Genomic DNA, 17,622 nt, shown 5'->3' on the forward strand with positions numbered 1-17,622 from the left:
ACAATACTTCTCCTCCCGGCTGTTAGTAATCGTGTATTTACAACTATTTATGGTTATACCTATGGCCGTTACATTCCCGTAGCAGCCATGGGATGGTTATCTATTTTCTATAGCTTTTAATTATCATTAAATATTATGAACTCCCTAACGCTAATTCAATGGGCTATGCTCATTGGTATACCCCTTTTTTGCCTTTTACTGTATAAGTCTATTCTTCGTTTTTTCTTTGGTCTTGTAATTGTTCCGGAAGACCGCATTGGTTTGGTGACCAAGAAGTGGGTGCTGGTAGGCAAGCAGGAACTACCGGCAAATCGCATTGTTGCAACCGAAGGCGAAGCGGGCTTTCAGGCAGATACCTTACCTCCGGGTGTTTACTTCTGGAAATGGATGTGGCAGTATGAGATCACGTTTCAGCCTTTTACGATCATTCCTACAGGAAAGATCGGGTTGGTAATGTCCAAGGATGGAAAGGAACTGGAAACGGGCCGTATCCTTGCCCGCAAGGTGGAGTGCGATACTTTCCAGGACGCCAAAGCTTTTCTGCAGAATGGTGGACGGAAGGGACGACAAACGGCTATTATTCCGCCCGGCTCTTACCGGATCAATACTTTTCTGTTCGAGACCGAGATCTATGATATGACCACCATCCCTGATAATGCGGTGGGTATTGTGACCACACTGGAGGGACAACCGCTCGATGAAGGCCAGATCGCCGGCGGGCAGATCGAAGGTCATAGCAAGTTTCAGGATATAGATACGTTCTTAAGCAACGGCGGATCTAAAGGGCTACAGGAACAAGTGATCCTGGCGGGTTCTTATTTTCTGAATCCCTGGTTTACCAAAGTAGAGATGGTGAAGATGACGGAAATCCCCATCGGTTATGTGGGTGTGGTCATTTCGTTTGTAGGTGAAGAGGGTGTAGACTTAAGTGGTGTGGAATTCAAGCATGGGAATATCGTGTCCAAAAAGCAGAAGGGTGTATGGGCTGAACCGCTGGGGCCTGGTAAATATCCTGTCAATTCGCATATTATGAAGATCGAGTTGGTGCCCACTACTAACCTTGTGCTCAACTGGGCAAGTGCGCGCAGTGAATCGCATCAGCTGGATAAAAACCTTTCTACTATTGCAGTGCGCAGCAAGGATGGCTTTACGTTCAACCTCGATGTAGCGCAGATCATTCATATTCCTACTACTGAAGCGCCCAAGGTAATTGCCCGGTTCGGTAATATGAGTAATCTCGTAACGCAGGTGCTGGAACCTACTATTGGTAACTACTTCCGCAACTCGGCGCAGGATGCCGATGTAATTGACTTCCTGAAAAGCCGGAAGGAAAGGCAGGAATCTGCCCGGGAGCATATTGGTCATGTGCTGGATCAGTATAACGTATTTGGTGTCGATACGCTGATCGGTGATATCGTGCCACCGGAGACCTTGATGAAAACACTCACCGATCGTAAGCTGGCGGAAGAGCAAAAGGTAACTTATGAAACGCAAAGGCTGGCGCAGGAAACAAGGCAGGACCTGGAAAAGGAAACGGCTATTGCTGAGATCCAGAAGGATATTGTAAAAGCCGATCAGGGTGTATTGATCGCTGAGCGTGTTGCTGATGCATCTGTAAAGAAAGCAACGGGTGATGCGAATAGTGTACGCATCCAGGCTACTGCCGAATCGGAAAGGGTGAAATTGCTGGCCGACGGAGAGGCAGCAAAAACACGCTTGCTGGCCAAGGCCGATGCTGAAAAGATAGAATGGCTGGCTAAGGCGGAAGCGGAGAAAATATCTGTTACGGGTAATGCGGAAGCTGAAAAGATCCTGGCTATCGGTAAGTCTTCGGCTGAGTCTTATAAGCTGGCGGTAGAAGGCATGGGAGGTGATAATTTTACTCAGCTCAAAATTATGGAGGCCATCGGTACGCAGCATATTAAGGTGATGCCCGACGTCCTGATTGGTGGTAATGGTGATGGGAATGGCTCTATTAATGGTTTGTTGGGGCTGCAATTACTGGAACAGATACGCAGAAAGGTAGACAACAATACGAAGAATGATAGTTTATCTAATTAGTAGTAGTTTTCAGAAACGATTGGCAGTCAAATGCAGCTGCGTGTTACGAACTACGCCTTACGCATCAAAGCAAAGGTTTTATAGTTTGTGACGCGCAGTTGCATTTATGTTTATACCCAAACGCCTTTGCGCAAACGATCCTTTTTTGGTTTAATTTAGGTATAACCAAAAACCAAGTCTCATGAGAAAGATCACACTACTCTTTGCATTAGTGTTGGTCGGATATGGCGCTTTGTCCCAACAAGCTGATTTCTGGGCGCCTGTCAATGAATCCACCATCACTAAAAATCTCTTCACCACCCACATTAAGCCCTCAACCTACCAGCTGTACCGGCTGGACGAACCTTCGATAACGCGCACGTTGCGCAACTCTCCTTCGGAAAGAAGGGTATCGGCCGCTCAATCTTCTTTTATCATTGCTGTTCCTGTTGGTAATCAACTGGAACGGTTTAGTGTTGTGTCCGCGCCTGTGATGGACCCAGCATTGGCAGTCCGCTACCCAGAAATTCAATCGTATGCCGGCCAGGGGATCGACCACCCCACTTCCACCATCCGGTTTGATGTTTCGCCAAGGGGCTTTCATGGAATGATCTTGTCTGCCGACCGGCCAACGATCTACATTGATCCCATCGACCGTGATGCGAAGTATTATGTTGTGTTCTCGCGTCAGGAGGTGATCGATTACCGGAATGTGTTTCAATGTTTCACGCAAGAGAACAACAAGATCCAGCAACCTTCTGCTGCTATTCCCGGCGAAGTGTTGCGGGGCGCTGATGATGGCAGGCTGCGCATTTATCGTCTGGCTTTGGCCTGTACTGGCGAGTATGCCACTTATTTCTTGAATGGTACAGAAACCACCGACGCACAACGGAAGGCCAAAGTACTGGCTGCTATGAACACGCTAATGACCAGAACGAATGGTATCTATGAGCGTGATTTTGGCGTTCGCCTGAACCTGATCGCCAATAATGATGCGATCATCTATCTCACGGCTGCTTCTGATCCGTGGACCAATGAATACAATACCAAAACACAGCAAACTATCGACGCCGTGATCGGTAATGCCAATTATGATATTGGCCACCTCGTGCACCGCGGTTCCAACAATGGTAATGCAGGCTGTATTGGTTGTGTTTGCGTTGCCGGTCAGAAGGGCAGCGCCTTTACTTCTCACACAACGCCGGAGGGTGATCCTTTTGTGGTGGATTATTCCACGCATGAGATGGGCCACCAGTTTGGCGCCAATCATACTTTCTCTTTCCAGACGGAAGGTACCGGCGCCAATATGGAGCCGGGCAGTGGCAGCACCATCATGGGTTACGCCGGCATTACCGGTTCAACGACTGATGTGCAACCGCATAGTGATGATTATTTCCACGCTAAAAGTGTCGAGCAGGTAACTGATTATATTAAGGGCTCTACTGGTGGTGGCTGCGCTGTAGTAACTATTACCGGCAACTCCACTCCTACCGCCAATGCGGGCGCTAATTATACTATTCCGAGGTCTACTCCTTTTGTATTATCTGGTACCGGTGCCGACGCAGATGCCGGAGATGTACTGACGTATACCTGGGAGCAGTATGATAATTATGCTTCCGGCTCGGCTACTGTTCCTTCTGCTACGGCTACTTCGGGCCCGCAGTTCAGAAGTGTATCTTATTCCACCAGTCCTTCACGTGCCTTCCCCAACCTGGCTTCTGTACTGGGAGGAACCAATAGCAACAAGTGGGAAGTGTTGCCTTCTGTAGCGCGCACGCTTAACTTCCGGTTTACCGTACGGGACAATCATAGTGGCGGTGGTAATAACAACAGTGATGATATGCAGGTAATCATATCCTCTGCCGCCGGACCTTTTGCTGTTTCAGCTCCCAATACGGCTGTTACCTGGGCGCCAGGTTCTTCGCAAACGATTACCTGGAGTGTGAACAGCACTAATGCAGCTCCTGTTAGTTGTACCAATGTGAAGATCAGCTTATCGACTGATGGCGGTAATAGCTTCCCCATCATATTGCTGGCCAGCACCGCCAACGATGGTACGGAAAGTATTACCGTGCCTAATAATGTTACTACACAGGCAAGGGTGAAGATCGAGGCGGTGGGTAATATTTTCTATGATATTTCGAATGTCAACTTCACGATCAGCGGTACGCCTCCCACCTGCTCTCCTCCTACTGGCTTAGCTTCTTCAGGCGTTACGGCTGCAGGCGCCACTGTAAGCTGGACGGCAGTAAGCGGCGCCAATAGTTATGATGTCGATTATAAAACGACTGCTTCTTCTACGTGGTCAGCTGGTGCAGCAGGCATTACCACTACTTCTGCCAACTTAGGTGGTTTAGCCGCTAATACTACTTATGATTGGCGGGTACGGGCCAATTGCGCATCAGGCAGCAGTTCTTACTCCGCTGCTCAATTCACGACTTCCCCTATCATTGGTTGTACGAATGCTTATGAGCCCAATGAAACGCTTAGTGCGGCGGCAGCTGTGGCTACCAACACCGCTATTTCGGCTGCTATCGGCAGTGCTTCTGATAAGGACTGGTATTCCTTTACTTTGAGTGCTACCAGCAACCTCAATATTACGCTGGGTAACCTGCCGGGTGATTATGATATCATTTTGTATAATTCTGCTGGTACTGAGCTGGCACGTTCTGAGAACGGTGGCACTTCCAGTGAATCTATTACACGCACGAATGCTGCGGCTGGCACTTATTATATCCAGGTATTCGGATATAGTGGTGCTTTCAGTACTTCGGTATGTTATAACCTGAACATCGGTGCTACTACGGTGACCGGTTGCGCCAGCACTTATGACAACAGCAGTAATGGCACTTTCGCAGGTGCCCCACAAATTCCGCTGAATACAAATATTACTGGTTTGATTAGCCCGAGCGGTGATAATGATTATTACCGGTTCGTCATCACTACCGGTGGCACCATCACTATTACGCTGAGCACATTGCCGGCTGATTATGATATCCGGTTGTTCAACAGTGCACAAACGCAGGTAGGCATTTCACAGGCAGGCGGCACCAGCAGTGAGACCATCAATTACACAGCCGCTGCCGGTACTTACTATATACGGGTATATGGTTATAGCAATGCCAACAACGCTACCAACTGTTACACGCTACGCGTAGCTACGGGGACAGCCTCAAGGGGTGATGATGCTCCCGACTTTACCAGCGCTCCCAAGGTGCGTGTGTTCCCCAATCCTGTGGTGAGCTCGCTGAACGTAAACATTGCGGGTACTTCTTCGCGGTCGGTGATCAAGGTAGTGGATGTCAATGGCAGGTTGCTGATCAATAAACCTGCATCGGAAGGTAATACATTACTGGATGTACGTTCTTTTGCCAGTGGTGTATATATGCTGGTGGTGACTGATGAGAAGGGAGTGAAGATGCATCAGTATAAGTTTGTGAAAGAGTAGAGAGTCTTGAGTTCAGAGTAAAATACAAAAGCCGGACGCGTGGCGTCCGGCTTTTACTTTTATTGACAATAATTCAATTATTGTTGTATGGGCTGGGTAGGCTGTGTGGATTGTGGTTTAATGATCTCCAGCAGTTCCACTTCAAAGATGAGGGTGGAACCACCGGCTATCGGGCCATTGTCTCCGTCGCCATATCCCAGTTCTGAAGGGATAAACAGTTTCCATTTGCTACCTACGGGCATCAGTTGCAGGGCTTCTGTCCAACCTCTGATAACGCCTCCTACCTGGAAGGTAGCGGGCTCATTCCGGGCATAGGAACTTTCAAATACCTGTCCATCGATAAATGATCCTACATAGTGGCATTTTACCTGATCAGTTGGTGTTGGTTTGGGCCCTGTTCCTGCCTGTAATATCTGGTATTGCAAGCCGCTGGGCAAGGTTACCACGCCTGCTTTAGCCTTGTTCTGCGCCAGGAATGCCTGTCCTGCTTTTCTTGTGCCGGAAGATTTCTGGCTGCGGGCTTCCTGCATGTAGTTCATGATGCACATGTTGGCCTGCTCATCGTTCAGCACCGGCTTGCCATTTTTTGCATCTGTGAGGGCTTTGAGCACCAACTGGTTGTTGATGCCAGTAACGCCTTGTTGTTTATAGAAATTAGCAATGCTCAATCCTATTGCATAGCTGAATGAATCTACTGAGCTTTTCATCGCTACTGCTGTGCCGCCGGGCTTTGCGCCGGTAGCGGGTTTGGCTGTAGCTGTTTTAGGGGCCGGTTTAGCGGTTGCAGGTTTTGTGGTTGCGGGTTTTGTGGTTTGTGCGATCGTGGTAGCAGCGGCAAAACAGGTAACTATCAATAAACTCGTTTTTTTCATTCCGTTGTTTTTAATGGGCCCAAATGTAGGGAATTATTGCTTATTGAGCTGGTTGAGCATGGCGATGGCCTGCTGGTTTCCGGGCTGCATTTGTAACACCTTCTCGCAGCATTCCCTGGCTGCTTTGGTATTGCCTTTTTTGACGTAGGCAGTGGCCAGGTAGTTGTGGGCGCCTGGCTCGGCAGGGAATAGTATGGTATTGATGCGCATGGCGTCGATCGCCTTGTCTGTTTCCCCACCAGTGAGCAATACCCTGCCAAAGGATGCCAGCTCTCCCCAATTTGTAATTAATGTCCTGAGTTGTTCGGCTGACTGTTCGAGTGTGGCTTTAGTCGGCATCCATTGTGGTGATTGCATCAGGTTAATCAAATACGCAATGCCGGGATATTTGGGCGCATACCCTTTATTGTCTGCTATTACCAGCAGGTCTTTTTCGAGTGTGGCTACTGGTGTCTCTACTATCCTACCCTTTTCTTTGTTGTTCTCATACACCAACAAGTCCGGTACTTTAAATATGTATTGTCCTCTTTCTTCATGCTGCGGGCTTTGTTTGTAGGCCGAATCATGATTATTTACATTGATCACTTGTATCTGTGATGGCTTCACGCCGCAATAGTCCAGTAGTTTATACATGCGTGGCACCTCCCGGCGGCTATCGCCACACCAGGTGCCCATGTAAATGACAAATTGCTTATTCTTCAACAGGGGTTTTAGCTGGTTGGCGGTGTTGGTGTCGATGGTGTAGTCTGTGTAGTTCTTATTGAACCAGGCATCGAAGGGGGCTTGGGTTAAGCGCTCGCGTGGGGTTTTGCCCAAGAGGTTGGTATTTCCGGCGGCGTCTTTGTATTCGGTTGCCTGAACAGGTGCTGTAGTTTGTGCAGCGGCTGTGGGTACGGTGTGCCTGTTGCAGGCTATAAATGTGATTGTGATTATGAGTGATATATGTATAAGTTTCATGATTGTAGTTTTTTGTGTTTTAACGGCAGGTACGAGATGGACATAAGCTTCAGTAACGTCATCCCACAGAGCGGGACAAGCGCTACGGTGACGCACCACTTACTTTATGCAGAACACATGGTTGCTAAGCAAACAATATTGCATACGCAATACTCCATGCGCAATTTGCAACAATGGCATTGAAGTGATTTGAATACTGGTATGATTGTCTATGCCCGGGGAGGTTGAAAGATCGAGGCGGTGTGGCCAGTGGGGATGTCGGCGTTGTAGTAACGCTGTTTGTTGTTATCTGTAATGATTATAACTGGTAGTTGAATAATGTGCTCATGGACAAGGTAGACTTCTTCAGCTTTTTCTTTGGCAGTGGCGATAGGGATATGGGGATGATCTTTATCCGTATGGCCCGTCAATAGTGTTTTCTGGCAATCGCAATTGGGTGGCGCAATAAGCTTACAATGCCAATAGCTGACGATCTTGCCATATTGTAAGGCAACAAAAGCGGTAAGGCATATTATGGTGATCAGCTTGCGCATATTGCTGGTGGCGCCCCCTCAACAAATCCTTGGTGACATTGTTGAAAGCAACAGCTTAACTGAAAGTTAGCTAATATTTACGGTATCGTATAATTTTACGGATAAGGTTGTTAAAAAATAATGTATGAGTAATTACGTAAAGCATATTGAAGTTCGTTGGTCGGACCTGGACCCTAATTTTCACTTACGCCACTCCGTTTATTATGATTATGGAGCTTATTGCCGCATTGCATTCCTGGATGCGCATGGCCTCACCGCCGCTTTTATGGCGCAAAATAATCTTGGTCCCGTCCTGTTCCGGGAAGAATGTGTGTTTCGCAAAGAGATCCGATTGGGTGATGCGGTGTCTATCGATCTGCACTTACTGAAGGCCAAGGAAGATCAATCGCGCTGGAGTATCCAGCATCATATTTATAAAAATTCCGATACGCTGGCGGCCATTATCACCGTTGACGGCGCCTGGATCAATACACAGCTGCGCAAGTTAGCGGCCCCACCGGAGCAGGTTTTGCACGTTTTTAACAATATGCCCCGGCCGGAAGGGTTTGAGTGGATTAAATAAGGCCGACAGGGAATTAAATAGGGTTTAATATGGCATTAAATAGCTGAGGGTTAACAACTTTTTATAGAAAGTGACGTTACTTTTAACGAAATAATGTCGCTATGAAAAAATTAGTACTCCCCCTGTTATTGCTTACTTCTGTTGCATCTTTTGCTCAATCTGGTGGCCTGCTGAAAAAGGCTGGTAACTTATTGAATAAGGGCAAAGGTGGCTCCCTGAGCAACGAAGACATCGTGGCCGGTTTGAAAGAGGCGCTGTCTGTAGGTGCTCAAAACAGCGCTACTAAATTATCTTCTGTTGATGGCTTTTTTGCCAATGCCGCTATCAAGGTGTTGATGCCTCCCGAGGCTCAAAAGGTCGAGAAAACATTGCGTTCAGCCGGTATGGGTAAACTCGTAGATGATGCGATCCTGTCTATGAACCGTGCTGCCGAAGAGGCTTCCAAATCTGCTGCTCCCATCTTTGTGGATGCTGTTAAGAATATGAGTTTCCAGGATGCCCTGGGTATTCTGAGGGGCAGTGATACTGCCGCTACCGGTTACCTGAGGGGTAAAACATTACCCGCCCTGTCTAACGCTTTCCGTCCTGTGATCGAAGGCGCTCTGGAAAAGACCGGCGCTACCAAGCACTGGAAAGCTGTAATGGAGGCTTATAATAAGATCCCGCTCGTATCTAAGGTAAATCCTGATCTTTCGGGTTATGTAACGGACCGTGCGTTGGGTGGCCTGTTTTTCCAGGTAGCCCAGGAAGAGCAGAAGATCCGCAAGGACCCTGCTGCACGCGTGACGGAGACGTTGAAGAAGGTATTTGGATAAGAAGCAAGCTTCAAGCATATTATAAAGAAACATCCTCTATTATGGGGATGTTTTCTTTTTTAGGCAGGTGGATGCTTATTTTTGCTGCGCATTTATAAGTCATAGCCATGTTATCTACCACCTTGTCCCTGTATAGAAGTGCTTACAGCGGTCTGTCTCCTTCTACCTGGTGGCTTTCATTCATCATGCTGATCAACCGGAGCGGCACGATGGTGTTGCCATTCATGACCATTTATCTCATTAGTCCTGAAGTTGGTTATAGTATCGGCGATGCCGGTATCGTCATGGGCCTCTTTGGTCTTGGCGCTATTGCCGGTGGCTACCTGGGTGGTCGGCTCACTGACAGGATCGGCTTTTTCCGTGTGCAGATGTTTGCGCTTATTGGCGGTGGTATCCTGTTCATGATCCTGGGGCAAATGCATTCCTTTACCAGTATTTGTGTGCTGAGTTTTTTGTTGAGCATGGTGAATGAATCTTTCCGTCCGGCCAACTCTACTGCTATTGCTTTTTATAGTAACCCGGAGAATCGTACCCGCTCTTTTTCGCTGAACCGCCTCGCCATCAACCTGGGCTGGGCTGTGGGCAGCGCCGCCGGTGGGCTGATCGCAGCTTACGATTATGAACTGCTTTTCTGGGTGGATGGTTTTACCAATATCGCCGCTGCTATTTTGATGTGGTTCTTATTACCTCCTTCCAAAACCAACAGTGAAAAGAAAGAACACGTTGCAGCTCCGGATCCCAGTCATTCTGCTTATAAAGACAAGGTGTTCCTGTGGTTCATCGTATTGACCATCTTGTTTGCCGCCTGCTTTTTCCAGGTGTTCAATAACCTGACTGCTTATTTCAAGAACGTGCTTCATTTCTCCGAGCAATACATCGGTTTGCTGAATGCTTTGAATGGCCTGATCATTACTTTCATCGAGATGGTGCTGATCTTCAAACTGGAGGGTAAGCGCAGCAAGCTGTATTACATTTCCGTAGGTGTTCTTTTATGTGGTCTTGCTTACCTGATGTTGAATGTATTCAACATGAATGCGACGCTGGCCATCGGCATGATCATACTGGTCACTTTTGGTGAGATACTGGCCATGCCTTTCATGAACTCTTTCTGGATCGTGCGCACGGCCGCTCATAACCGTGGGCAATATGCCGGTTTGTATACGATCGCCTGGTCGATTGCGCAAACGCTGGGTCCTTTCTTTGGCTCGCAGGTGGCAGAACATGCTGGCTGGACCGTGCTGTGGTGGGGTGTTGGGGGATTGTGTGTAGTGACCAGTGTGGGTTTCTGGATGATGAAGAGGAAGGAAGTATCTTTGGGGTCATGAATACGGAAAAGTTCGAGATGTTCAGGAACCGGTTGTCGAAGGTATACCGGCATGTTGGCAAGCAGGCCCGCCGGCAAGGCATCACCTGTTACCGGGTATATGATCATGACCTGCCCGAGTTTCCCTTTTGTATCGAGATCTACGAAGAGAATATTTACCTCGCTGAATACAAGCGCCGTCATGCGCTTTCGGAAGAGGAGCATGAGCAATGGCTGGAAGACTGTATCGTAGTGATCAGTGAGATCCTGGAAATGCCTGCCGATAATGTCTATATCAAGCAGCGCCAACGCAAGCAAGGTCGCCTGGGTCAATATCAGCGGGTTGCCACAGAGGAGGCTTTCTTCCTTGCGAAGGAAGCAGGGCTGACGTTTAAAGTAAACTTATCTGACTATCTCGATACCGGCTTGTTCCTCGATCACCGCATTACCCGTGGTATGGTGCGTGAGGCTTCTAAAGACAAACATGTTCTGAATCTATTCTGTTATACTGCTTCTTTTTCCGTGTATGCAGCGGCCGGTGGCGCTGCGTCGGTAACGTCTGTAGATCTTTCCAAGACTTATCTGAAATGGGGTGAGGATAATATGGTGTTGAATAACTTGTATGACCCCAATAAGCACTCTTATGTTCATGCCGACGTGAAGCAATACCTCGATTCTTTGAAGCCGGGTTCTTTTGACCTGGTGATCATGGACCCTCCTACTTTCAGTAATAGTAAGCGCATGGTCGACTTCCTTGATATTCAGCGTGATCATGCGGAGTTGTTGAATAAGACGTTGCAGGCTGTTTCGCCCGGTGGAGTGATCTACTTCAGTACTAACTTCCGGCGTTTTGTGTTGGAGCAGGAGAAGATACACTCGTCTTCGATCAGGGATATTACCAAAGCTACTACGCCGTTTGATTTTCAGGGAAAGCTTTTCAGGTGGTGTTATAAGATTGAAAAAGTATAATAAAAGAAAATGCGGCCTCAAGGGGCCGCATTTTCTTTTATTAGTTTACAGTATTATCGTACTGCATTGGGATCAAGGGGAATGTCGCGCTTGAGCATGTCGTTGCGGTTGGCCATTTCCCAGGCTGTGTAGAATACCAGCTTTGCTCTTTTTGCCATCAACTCATAACCGATCTTATCGGGTGTGTCGCCCGGACGGTGGTAGTCGGCATGGGTGCCGTTGAAATAGAAGATGATGGGTACTCCTTTGCGTGCAAAGTTGTAATGGTCGCTGCGATAGTAGATGCGCTCTGTATCTTTCGGATCGTTGTATTTGTAATCCAGCTCCATCTTGATATACTTTTTATTCATGGCCTCGCTGATCGGGCGCAGGTCTGAACTGAGCTTGTCATCTCCTACTACATATACGTAATTGGTTGAATCGCCAATCTTACGTTTGGGATCGATGCGGCCAATCATGTCGATGTTGAGATCGACTGTTGTCTTATCGAGGGGATATACCGGATGATCGCCATAGTAAGCTGATCCCCATAATCCTTTTTCTTCTCCTGATACCGTCATGAATACGATGGAGCGACGTGGGCCTTTGCCAGCGGCTTTGGCTTTTACAAATGCTTCAGCCAGTTCGAGAACGCTCACTGTTCCAGAGCCATCATCGTCGGCGCCGTAGTTGATGACGCCTGCTGCTGTTTTTCCAATGTGGTCGTAATGGGCTGTGATGAACACGTATTCGTCTTTCTTGTCTGAACCTTCCAGGAATCCTATCACGTTGGTGCTCTCGAGTGCTGTAATATATTTGATAAGCTCAACGCCTACGTTGGCTGTATAGGCTTTAGCAACAGGATTGCCAGCTTTCATTGCTTCTTTGGCTGGCGCATAGTCTGTGCCCATGATGCTTTCTGCCACCTGATCAGAGATAGCAATGAGGTTGGGGTAATTGGCTTTCCGGAATCCATTTACGTATTGGAATCCACGTGCAGCACCTGCTCTGCGGGGAAAGCCTGCCTGCACCTGAAATACGGCTATTGCTCCATTTTTAGCTGCTGCATCCAGTACGGGGTTAACGGCAAAACCACGACGGGGTGCTCCGGCTGGTTGTGCTGCTGCGGGTGGTGCCCCTGCCAATACGAGCACTATTTTTCCTTTTGCATCGATGCCTTTGTAGTCGTCGCGGGTTGAATCGCTGATGCCATATCCTACAAATACAACTTCGCTTCCCAGGAAGGCTGATGTATTGCTGCCTCCAAGGTTAACTGCAAAGTCGGTAAAGGGTGCAAACTTCTTTCCGTTTACTTCAATGGATGCTTTTACCAGTGAATCCTGGAATACAGGGTATGGTTGCTGGTATCCTCCATTTATGCCCGGCGCCAGGCCCAGTTGTTTAAAATGGTTTTCGATGTAGGCAGCGGCTTTGCGCTGTCCTTCTGTAGCAGTTTCGCGTCCTTCCATTTCTGCACCAGCTATGATGTAGAGGTGCTTTTTCAGGTCTTCCGCCGTAATGCTGTTGGCGTAGGTAGTTGGATTGGCAGCTTTTTGGGCCATCATTCCACAAGGTGCTACCAATGCCATTATCAGGCATAGTTTTCTCATGTAATGTATTGTTTGTGTTTAGGAGGCGAAAATAGGGCAACCAATGTGATTTTAGTTGCCATTGGTGGAATTATAGGGTTAGCCTTCCATCTCGCTGAGTTCCAGCCAGCGCAGCTCTTTTTCGTCGAGGAGGTTGGTAATCTCTCCGATGCGAACGGCCAGCTGTTGTAATTCGTCGAATGGCGCGCTGCCGCTGTTGAGCTTCTCAGTTACGGTAACTTTTTCTTTTTCAAGATTGGCTATTTCCTGCTGCAGGGTTTCAAACTCTCTTTTTTCTTTATATGACAGTCTTTTTTTCTCTGCCGGCTTACCGGTTGCATCACTCATCGGCGCCGTGTTCTGAGGCTTAGCCTCAGCTTTTGGGCTTGCTGCTTTGTTTTCTTCTTTCTCTTTTTCTGCTATCCTGTATTGGGTATAGTTGCCCGGGAAGTCGTTGATCTCTCCATTGCCTTCAAAGACAAACAGGTGGTCTACCAACCTGTCCATGAAGTATCGGTCGTGGGATATGATCAGCAGACAGCCCTGGAAGTCGTTGAGGAAGTTTTCCAGTACGCCCAGAGTCGGCAGATCAAGGTCGTTGGTAGGCTCATCGAGCACCAGGAAGTTGGGATTACGGAACAGGATGGACAGCAGGTGGAGGCGTCGTTTTTCTCCTCCACTGAGTTTTGAGATATAGGTGTATTGCTGGTCGGGCGGAAAGAGGAAAAGGTCAAGGAATTGCGCGGCGCTTAATGATCCTCCGCTGGCGAGGGGGAAGCTTTCTGCTATGTTTTTGACGTATTCGATTACGCGCATGTCTTCTTTGATGGTAAGTCCCTGTTGTGAGTAGTTACCGAAGACAACTGTTTCTCCAATATTGATCTTTCCGCTATCGGGTTGTTCCGAGCCTTGCAATATGTTGATGAAGGTGGATTTGCCTACTCCATTTTTACCTACTACTCCTACCCGCTCTCCTTTTTTGAAGGTATAGTCGAAGCCTTTCATGATGACTTTTTCGCCATAGCTTTTGTAGACTTTCTTTAGCTCGGCGATCTTTCCTCCGAGGCGGGTCATCTTCATGTCCAGTTGCAACTTCTGTTCTTCTATGCGTTGTTTGGCTTTCGCTTCTACTGCATAGAAGTTATCCTGCCTGCTTTTGGATTTGGTGGTCCGGGCTTTGGGCTGTTTGCGCATCCACTCCAGTTCGCGCCGGTAGGTGTTGCGTGCTTTATCGATGCTGGCTGCTTCACTTTCCATGCGGGCAGCTTTCTTCTCTAAATAGTTCTCGTAATCGCCTTTATATACTGTGAGTTCGCTGCGGTCCATTTCCCATATTTCGTTGCACACGTTGTCGAGGAAGTAGCGGTCGTGGGTAACGAGTAGCAGGGTTACGTGTTGCTGGTTGAGGTAATGCTCGAGCCATTCCACCATTTCTACATCGAGGTGGTTGGTGGGCTCGTCCATGATAAGGAGCACGTGTTTATGTTCAAATCCTATATCGATCAGTGTTTTGGCAAGGGCCACGCGCTTACGCTGCCCACCCGACAGGGTACCTGTGGGCTGATTGAGGTGGTGTATGTTGAGCTTGCCCAGTATCTGTTTTACGCTGGCATCGAAATCCCAGGCGCCCAGTTCGTCCATTTTGACAATGGCATCGCTTACCTGTTCGGGTGTTCCTTCTTCGCTAACGGCTTCGTATTGCTTGATAGCGTTGATAATGGGATGATCATGCTGGAAGATGTTATCAAGTACAGAGAGGTCTTCACGGAATACCGGTTCCTGATCGAAAAGGGCAACGGTGACTTCTTTATTGATCCAGGCTTTTCCTTCATCGGGCACTTCTTTGCCTGCCAGTATTTTAAGGAGGGTGGATTTGCCGCTGCCGTTCCTGGCCACGAGTGCAATCTTATCGCCTTCTTCAATGTGAAATGATATATTATCAAAAAGCGGCTTGACGCCGAATGATTTTGTGAGTGCTTCTGCTGAAACGTAATGCATGGGGCAAAGATAGGGGTTGAAAAGTTGATAAGTTTATAGGTTGAAAAGGGCTTAGGTTGCACGTTACAAGTTTCAGTTGCAGGGGTTACTGATACAGCTCGTGCATTTATTTATTATGAAAAGTACGATTGTCATGGAATGCAAGCATTTTTTTCGCAATATTGTGTGTTTATAGCCTATTGTATGCGAAATCCACTGCCCTCCTCTGTTAAACTTTCACTGGCTTTTCTTGTATTCGGCATTGCCTGGATATTGTTTTCTGATTCCCTCACGCTAACGCTCACCAATCATGATCTCTCTTCCTACAATAAGCTGCAGAATTATAAGGGTATTTTATTTGTGGTGCTATCTGCCCTGCTGATCTATTTCGTAAGTCGCCGGTTGCAAACTAATATCGATAAGTCGCACAAGCAAGAGGAGGATCTATTGGAGCGGTATGAGTTGCTGGGCATGGCTACCAATGATGCGATCTGGGATTATAATATTGTTACCAAAATATGTTATACCAACCGTGCCCTGCAAGAGACTTTTGGTTATACTTCTGATGAATTGCAGGACAACTATCATTGGTGGACGAATAACCTGCACCCGGCTGACAAGGCTCGTGTGCTGGATGCCATCGATGCCAAACTGGATACTGGTGGAAAGGTGTGGCAGGATGAGTACCGGTTCCGTTGCAAGAACGGGGAATACAAAACAATCTTTGACCGGGGTTTTATCCTGCGTGATAAAGCAGGCAAGCCCTACCGGTTGATCGGAGCTATGCAGGATGTAACGGAGCAGCGGATCCTGCAGGAAACGCTGATCGATGCGCAGACGAGGCATAAAGATGAGGTGGCGCAAAGCGTGTTGCAGGCAGAGGAAGCAGAACGCAAGAAGCTGGGTGAAGAGCTTCATGATAATATCAATCAGTTGCTGGGTGTTGTGAAGTTGTATATTCAGCATGCGTTGGTAAATCCCAAGATGCGGGAAGAGCTGCTACAAAAGAGTGCCAGTTATATTTCTCAAACAATAGAAGAGATCAGGCAGTTATCACGCTCGCTGCTACCTCCTGCGCTTCAGGAGCATGGGCTACTGGAAAGTCTGCATCAACTGATCGAAGATATCCGCCCTGTAAAGGCCATCGATTTCACAGTGGAACATGAGGGGTTTGATGAATCGAAGGTACCGGACAACAAATGCCTGATCCTTTACCGTATTATCCAGGAGCAATTGAATAACGCCTTAAAGCATTCAAATGCTCAATCTGTCGTTATCCGGCTGGCGCATTGTGGTGAGCATGTTCATTTGACGATCCAGGATGATGGTATTGGTTTCGATCCCGGGGAAGTAAGACCAGGCATGGGGCTGAATAATATCCATAACCGTATCGAGGTGTTTAATGGTGAGATGGAGATCGTGTCATCACCGGGTAAGGGATGTCTGTTGAAGGTTAAGATATAGTTGAGGGGTTGAAAAGTTGATAGGTTGAAATGGGGGGGTACGCTTATTGTATAAATTGCTGCTGTATGAATTCCTACCTTCTGCTAATACTTCTTTGGGTATTGTTTGGGCTATCGCATAGCCTGCTGGCAGCGGAATGGTGGAAGGGTTGGGTAGCCAGTGTTACCGGTGTTTATTTCCGCTATTATCGTCTTATCTATTCTTTTATCGCGCTGTTTTTACTGGTTGTCATTGTTGTTTATGAGTTACAGCTTCCCGCCAATTGGTTATGGCGAACTTCTTCTGTATTGTTGATCGTATTTGGTGTTCCCGCTCTTGCCGGTCTCCTGATCATGGGTATTTGTATACGGCGTTATTTCTTTTATCTCAGTGGGATCGATGTTTTGTTTCCCGCCAAGCAGGCTTCGATGGGGCTTGCTACCGGTGGTTTGAACCGGTATGTACGTCATCCGCTTTATTTCGGAACGTTACTGGCCATGTGGTCTTTTTTTGTGTTGCTGCCGGCGATGCATTATCTCGTGACTTGCTGCATGGTTACGGTGTATACCTGGCTGGGAGCTGTGTTGGAGGAAAAGAAGCTGCGCAAGGAATTTGGTGAGGAATATACAGATTATCAGCGACGGGTGCCGATGCTTATTCCGTTCAAAATGAAATTGGGCTAAAGCCCAGTGGTGGGTTGATCTTTATCCCGGCCCTAAAGGGCCGGGCAATTTACGTTTGCTTCGAAACCTTTGTGTCGCAAGCAGATTTCTCACTCCGCTATCGCTTCGTTCGAAATGACAAAAAGGAAAAACTATCTGCCGTAGACGGTTTCCCAGTTCATCATGCCGCCGACGAGGTTTTTGGTGTTTTTGAAGCCGAGCATGTCGAGGATCATGGCGGCTTGTCCACTGCGGTTGCCACTGCGGCAGTATACGATCACTTCCTGCTCTTTGAGGGCTTCCAGCTCATCGACCTGCATGGTCTGTATTTTTCCGAGTGGGTATAATGTTCCTCCGATGTTGAAGTCAGCATGTTCGTGCGGCTCGCGTACGTCGACCAGGTTGAGTTGTTCTCCGGCATTCATACGTGCTTTTACTTCTTCTGCTGTGATGTTTTGCATTTTATCTGGTGT

At 47.8% G+C, this 17,622-nt stretch carries 14 protein-coding genes; 8 read left to right on the plus strand and 6 right to left on the minus strand.

Features of this window, described 5'->3' with window-relative positions; genetic code table 11:
* Positions 1 to 135 precede the first annotated feature (135 nt).
* Together AC5JBY_RS24100 and AC5JBY_RS24105 are read left to right on the plus strand one after the other, a co-directional pair.
* Positions 136 to 2,061, plus strand: a complete 1,926-nt coding sequence (locus tag AC5JBY_RS24100; RefSeq protein ID WP_495907222.1) for an SPFH domain-containing protein — start codon at positions 136 to 138, stop codon at positions 2,059 to 2,061.
* Positions 2,062 to 2,242: 181 nt separating this feature from the next.
* Positions 2,243 to 5,488 carry a reprolysin-like metallopeptidase gene (locus tag AC5JBY_RS24105; RefSeq protein WP_495907223.1) on the plus strand — a complete coding sequence of 1,082 codons (3,246 nt, stop codon included), beginning with the start codon at positions 2,243 to 2,245 and terminating at the stop codon, positions 5,486 to 5,488.
* A gap of 77 nt (positions 5,489 to 5,565) precedes the next feature.
* On the opposite strand, the gene bamJ is transcribed toward AC5JBY_RS24105, so the two are convergent.
* From bamJ to AC5JBY_RS24120, 3 genes are all read right to left on the minus strand, one after another.
* Positions 5,566 to 6,360 carry a BamJ family beta-barrel-assembly machinery protein gene (gene bamJ / locus AC5JBY_RS24110; RefSeq protein WP_495907224.1) on the minus strand — a complete coding sequence of 265 codons (795 nt, stop codon included), beginning with the start codon at positions 6,358 to 6,360 and terminating at the stop codon, positions 5,566 to 5,568.
* A 33-nt stretch (positions 6,361 to 6,393) separates the two neighbouring features.
* Complete coding sequence (locus AC5JBY_RS24115; protein WP_495907225.1) at positions 6,394 to 7,317, minus strand: tetratricopeptide repeat protein; 924 nt, start codon at positions 7,315 to 7,317, stop codon at positions 6,394 to 6,396.
* A 209-nt stretch (positions 7,318 to 7,526) separates the two neighbouring features.
* The gene (locus tag AC5JBY_RS24120) at positions 7,527 to 7,850 is read right to left on the minus strand and encodes a hypothetical protein (RefSeq protein ID WP_495907226.1); all 324 of its coding nucleotides are present in this window, start codon (positions 7,848 to 7,850) and stop codon (positions 7,527 to 7,529) included.
* A 124-nt stretch (positions 7,851 to 7,974) separates the two neighbouring features.
* On the opposite strand from AC5JBY_RS24120, the gene AC5JBY_RS24125 reads away from it, so the two are divergent.
* From AC5JBY_RS24125 to AC5JBY_RS24140, 4 genes are all read left to right on the plus strand, one after another.
* On the plus strand, positions 7,975 to 8,412 hold the full coding sequence (locus tag AC5JBY_RS24125; RefSeq protein ID WP_495907227.1) for an acyl-CoA thioesterase: 438 nt from the start codon (positions 7,975 to 7,977) through the stop codon (positions 8,410 to 8,412).
* Between the two features lie 101 nt (positions 8,413 to 8,513).
* Positions 8,514 to 9,227, plus strand: a complete 714-nt coding sequence (locus AC5JBY_RS24130) for a DUF4197 domain-containing protein (RefSeq protein ID WP_495907228.1) — start codon at positions 8,514 to 8,516, stop codon at positions 9,225 to 9,227.
* A gap of 107 nt (positions 9,228 to 9,334) precedes the next feature.
* Positions 9,335 to 10,552, plus strand: a complete 1,218-nt coding sequence (locus tag AC5JBY_RS24135) for an MDR family MFS transporter (protein WP_495907229.1) — start codon at positions 9,335 to 9,337, stop codon at positions 10,550 to 10,552.
* Positions 10,549 to 11,499, plus strand: a complete 951-nt coding sequence (locus AC5JBY_RS24140; protein ID WP_495907230.1) for a class I SAM-dependent methyltransferase — start codon at positions 10,549 to 10,551, stop codon at positions 11,497 to 11,499. The genes AC5JBY_RS24135 and AC5JBY_RS24140 overlap by 4 nt, the downstream gene beginning before the upstream one ends.
* Positions 11,500 to 11,552: 53 nt before the next feature.
* On the opposite strand, the gene AC5JBY_RS24145 is transcribed toward AC5JBY_RS24140, so the two are convergent.
* Both AC5JBY_RS24145 and AC5JBY_RS24150 read right to left on the minus strand, forming a co-directional pair.
* Entirely contained in the window at positions 11,553 to 13,088 is a 1,536-nt protein-coding gene (locus tag AC5JBY_RS24145) for a M28 family peptidase (RefSeq protein ID WP_495907231.1), read from the minus strand.
* Positions 13,089 to 13,166: 78 nt separating this feature from the next.
* A complete protein-coding gene (locus tag AC5JBY_RS24150; protein ID WP_495907232.1) occupies positions 13,167 to 15,065 on the minus strand; it encodes an ABC-F family ATP-binding cassette domain-containing protein in 1,899 nt (632 codons plus the stop codon).
* 183 nt (positions 15,066 to 15,248) lie between these two features.
* Between AC5JBY_RS24150 and AC5JBY_RS24155 the strand changes: the two genes are divergently transcribed.
* Both AC5JBY_RS24155 and AC5JBY_RS24160 read left to right on the plus strand, forming a co-directional pair.
* Positions 15,249 to 16,508 carry a sensor histidine kinase gene (locus tag AC5JBY_RS24155; protein ID WP_495907233.1) on the plus strand — a complete coding sequence of 420 codons (1,260 nt, stop codon included), beginning with the start codon at positions 15,249 to 15,251 and terminating at the stop codon, positions 16,506 to 16,508.
* A 65-nt stretch (positions 16,509 to 16,573) separates the two neighbouring features.
* Positions 16,574 to 17,170: a methyltransferase family protein gene (locus tag AC5JBY_RS24160; RefSeq protein WP_495907234.1), complete on the plus strand. Its 597-nt coding sequence runs from the start codon at positions 16,574 to 16,576 to the stop codon at positions 17,168 to 17,170.
* Positions 17,171 to 17,301: 131 nt separating this feature from the next.
* Here AC5JBY_RS24160 and AC5JBY_RS24165 read toward each other — a convergent pair whose 3' ends face one another.
* Positions 17,302 to 17,610: a rhodanese-like domain-containing protein gene (locus tag AC5JBY_RS24165; protein ID WP_495907235.1), complete on the minus strand. Its 309-nt coding sequence runs from the start codon at positions 17,608 to 17,610 to the stop codon at positions 17,302 to 17,304.
* Positions 17,611 to 17,622: the final 12 nt, after the last annotated feature.

It is taken from the genome of Paraflavitalea sp., from assembly GCF_059502485.1.

Coding starts and splice junctions, on each gene's coding strand:
- AC5JBY_RS24115 (WP_495907225.1), bottom strand. CDS start 7,317: ATGAAACTTATACATATATCACTCATAATCACAATCACATTTATAGCC.
- AC5JBY_RS24145 (WP_495907231.1), bottom strand. CDS start 13,088: ATGAGAAAACTATGCCTGATAATGGCATTGGTAGCACCTTGTGGAATG.
- AC5JBY_RS24150 (WP_495907232.1), bottom strand. CDS start 15,065: ATGCATTACGTTTCAGCAGAAGCACTCACAAAATCATTCGGCGTCAAG.
- AC5JBY_RS24125 (WP_495907227.1), top strand. CDS start 7,975: ATGAGTAATTACGTAAAGCATATTGAAGTTCGTTGGTCGGACCTGGAC.
- AC5JBY_RS24160 (WP_495907234.1), top strand. CDS start 16,574: ATGAATTCCTACCTTCTGCTAATACTTCTTTGGGTATTGTTTGGGCTA.
- AC5JBY_RS24135 (WP_495907229.1), top strand. CDS start 9,335: ATGTTATCTACCACCTTGTCCCTGTATAGAAGTGCTTACAGCGGTCTG.
- AC5JBY_RS24130 (WP_495907228.1), top strand. CDS start 8,514: ATGAAAAAATTAGTACTCCCCCTGTTATTGCTTACTTCTGTTGCATCT.
- AC5JBY_RS24165 (WP_495907235.1), bottom strand. CDS start 17,610: ATGCAAAACATCACAGCAGAAGAAGTAAAAGCACGTATGAATGCCGGA.
- AC5JBY_RS24120 (WP_495907226.1), bottom strand. CDS start 7,850: ATGCGCAAGCTGATCACCATAATATGCCTTACCGCTTTTGTTGCCTTA.
- AC5JBY_RS24100 (WP_495907222.1), top strand. CDS start 136: ATGAACTCCCTAACGCTAATTCAATGGGCTATGCTCATTGGTATACCC.
- AC5JBY_RS24155 (WP_495907233.1), top strand. CDS start 15,249: ATGCGAAATCCACTGCCCTCCTCTGTTAAACTTTCACTGGCTTTTCTT.
- AC5JBY_RS24140 (WP_495907230.1), top strand. CDS start 10,549: ATGAATACGGAAAAGTTCGAGATGTTCAGGAACCGGTTGTCGAAGGTA.
- bamJ (WP_495907224.1), bottom strand. CDS start 6,360: ATGAAAAAAACGAGTTTATTGATAGTTACCTGTTTTGCCGCTGCTACC.
- AC5JBY_RS24105 (WP_495907223.1), top strand. CDS start 2,243: ATGAGAAAGATCACACTACTCTTTGCATTAGTGTTGGTCGGATATGGC.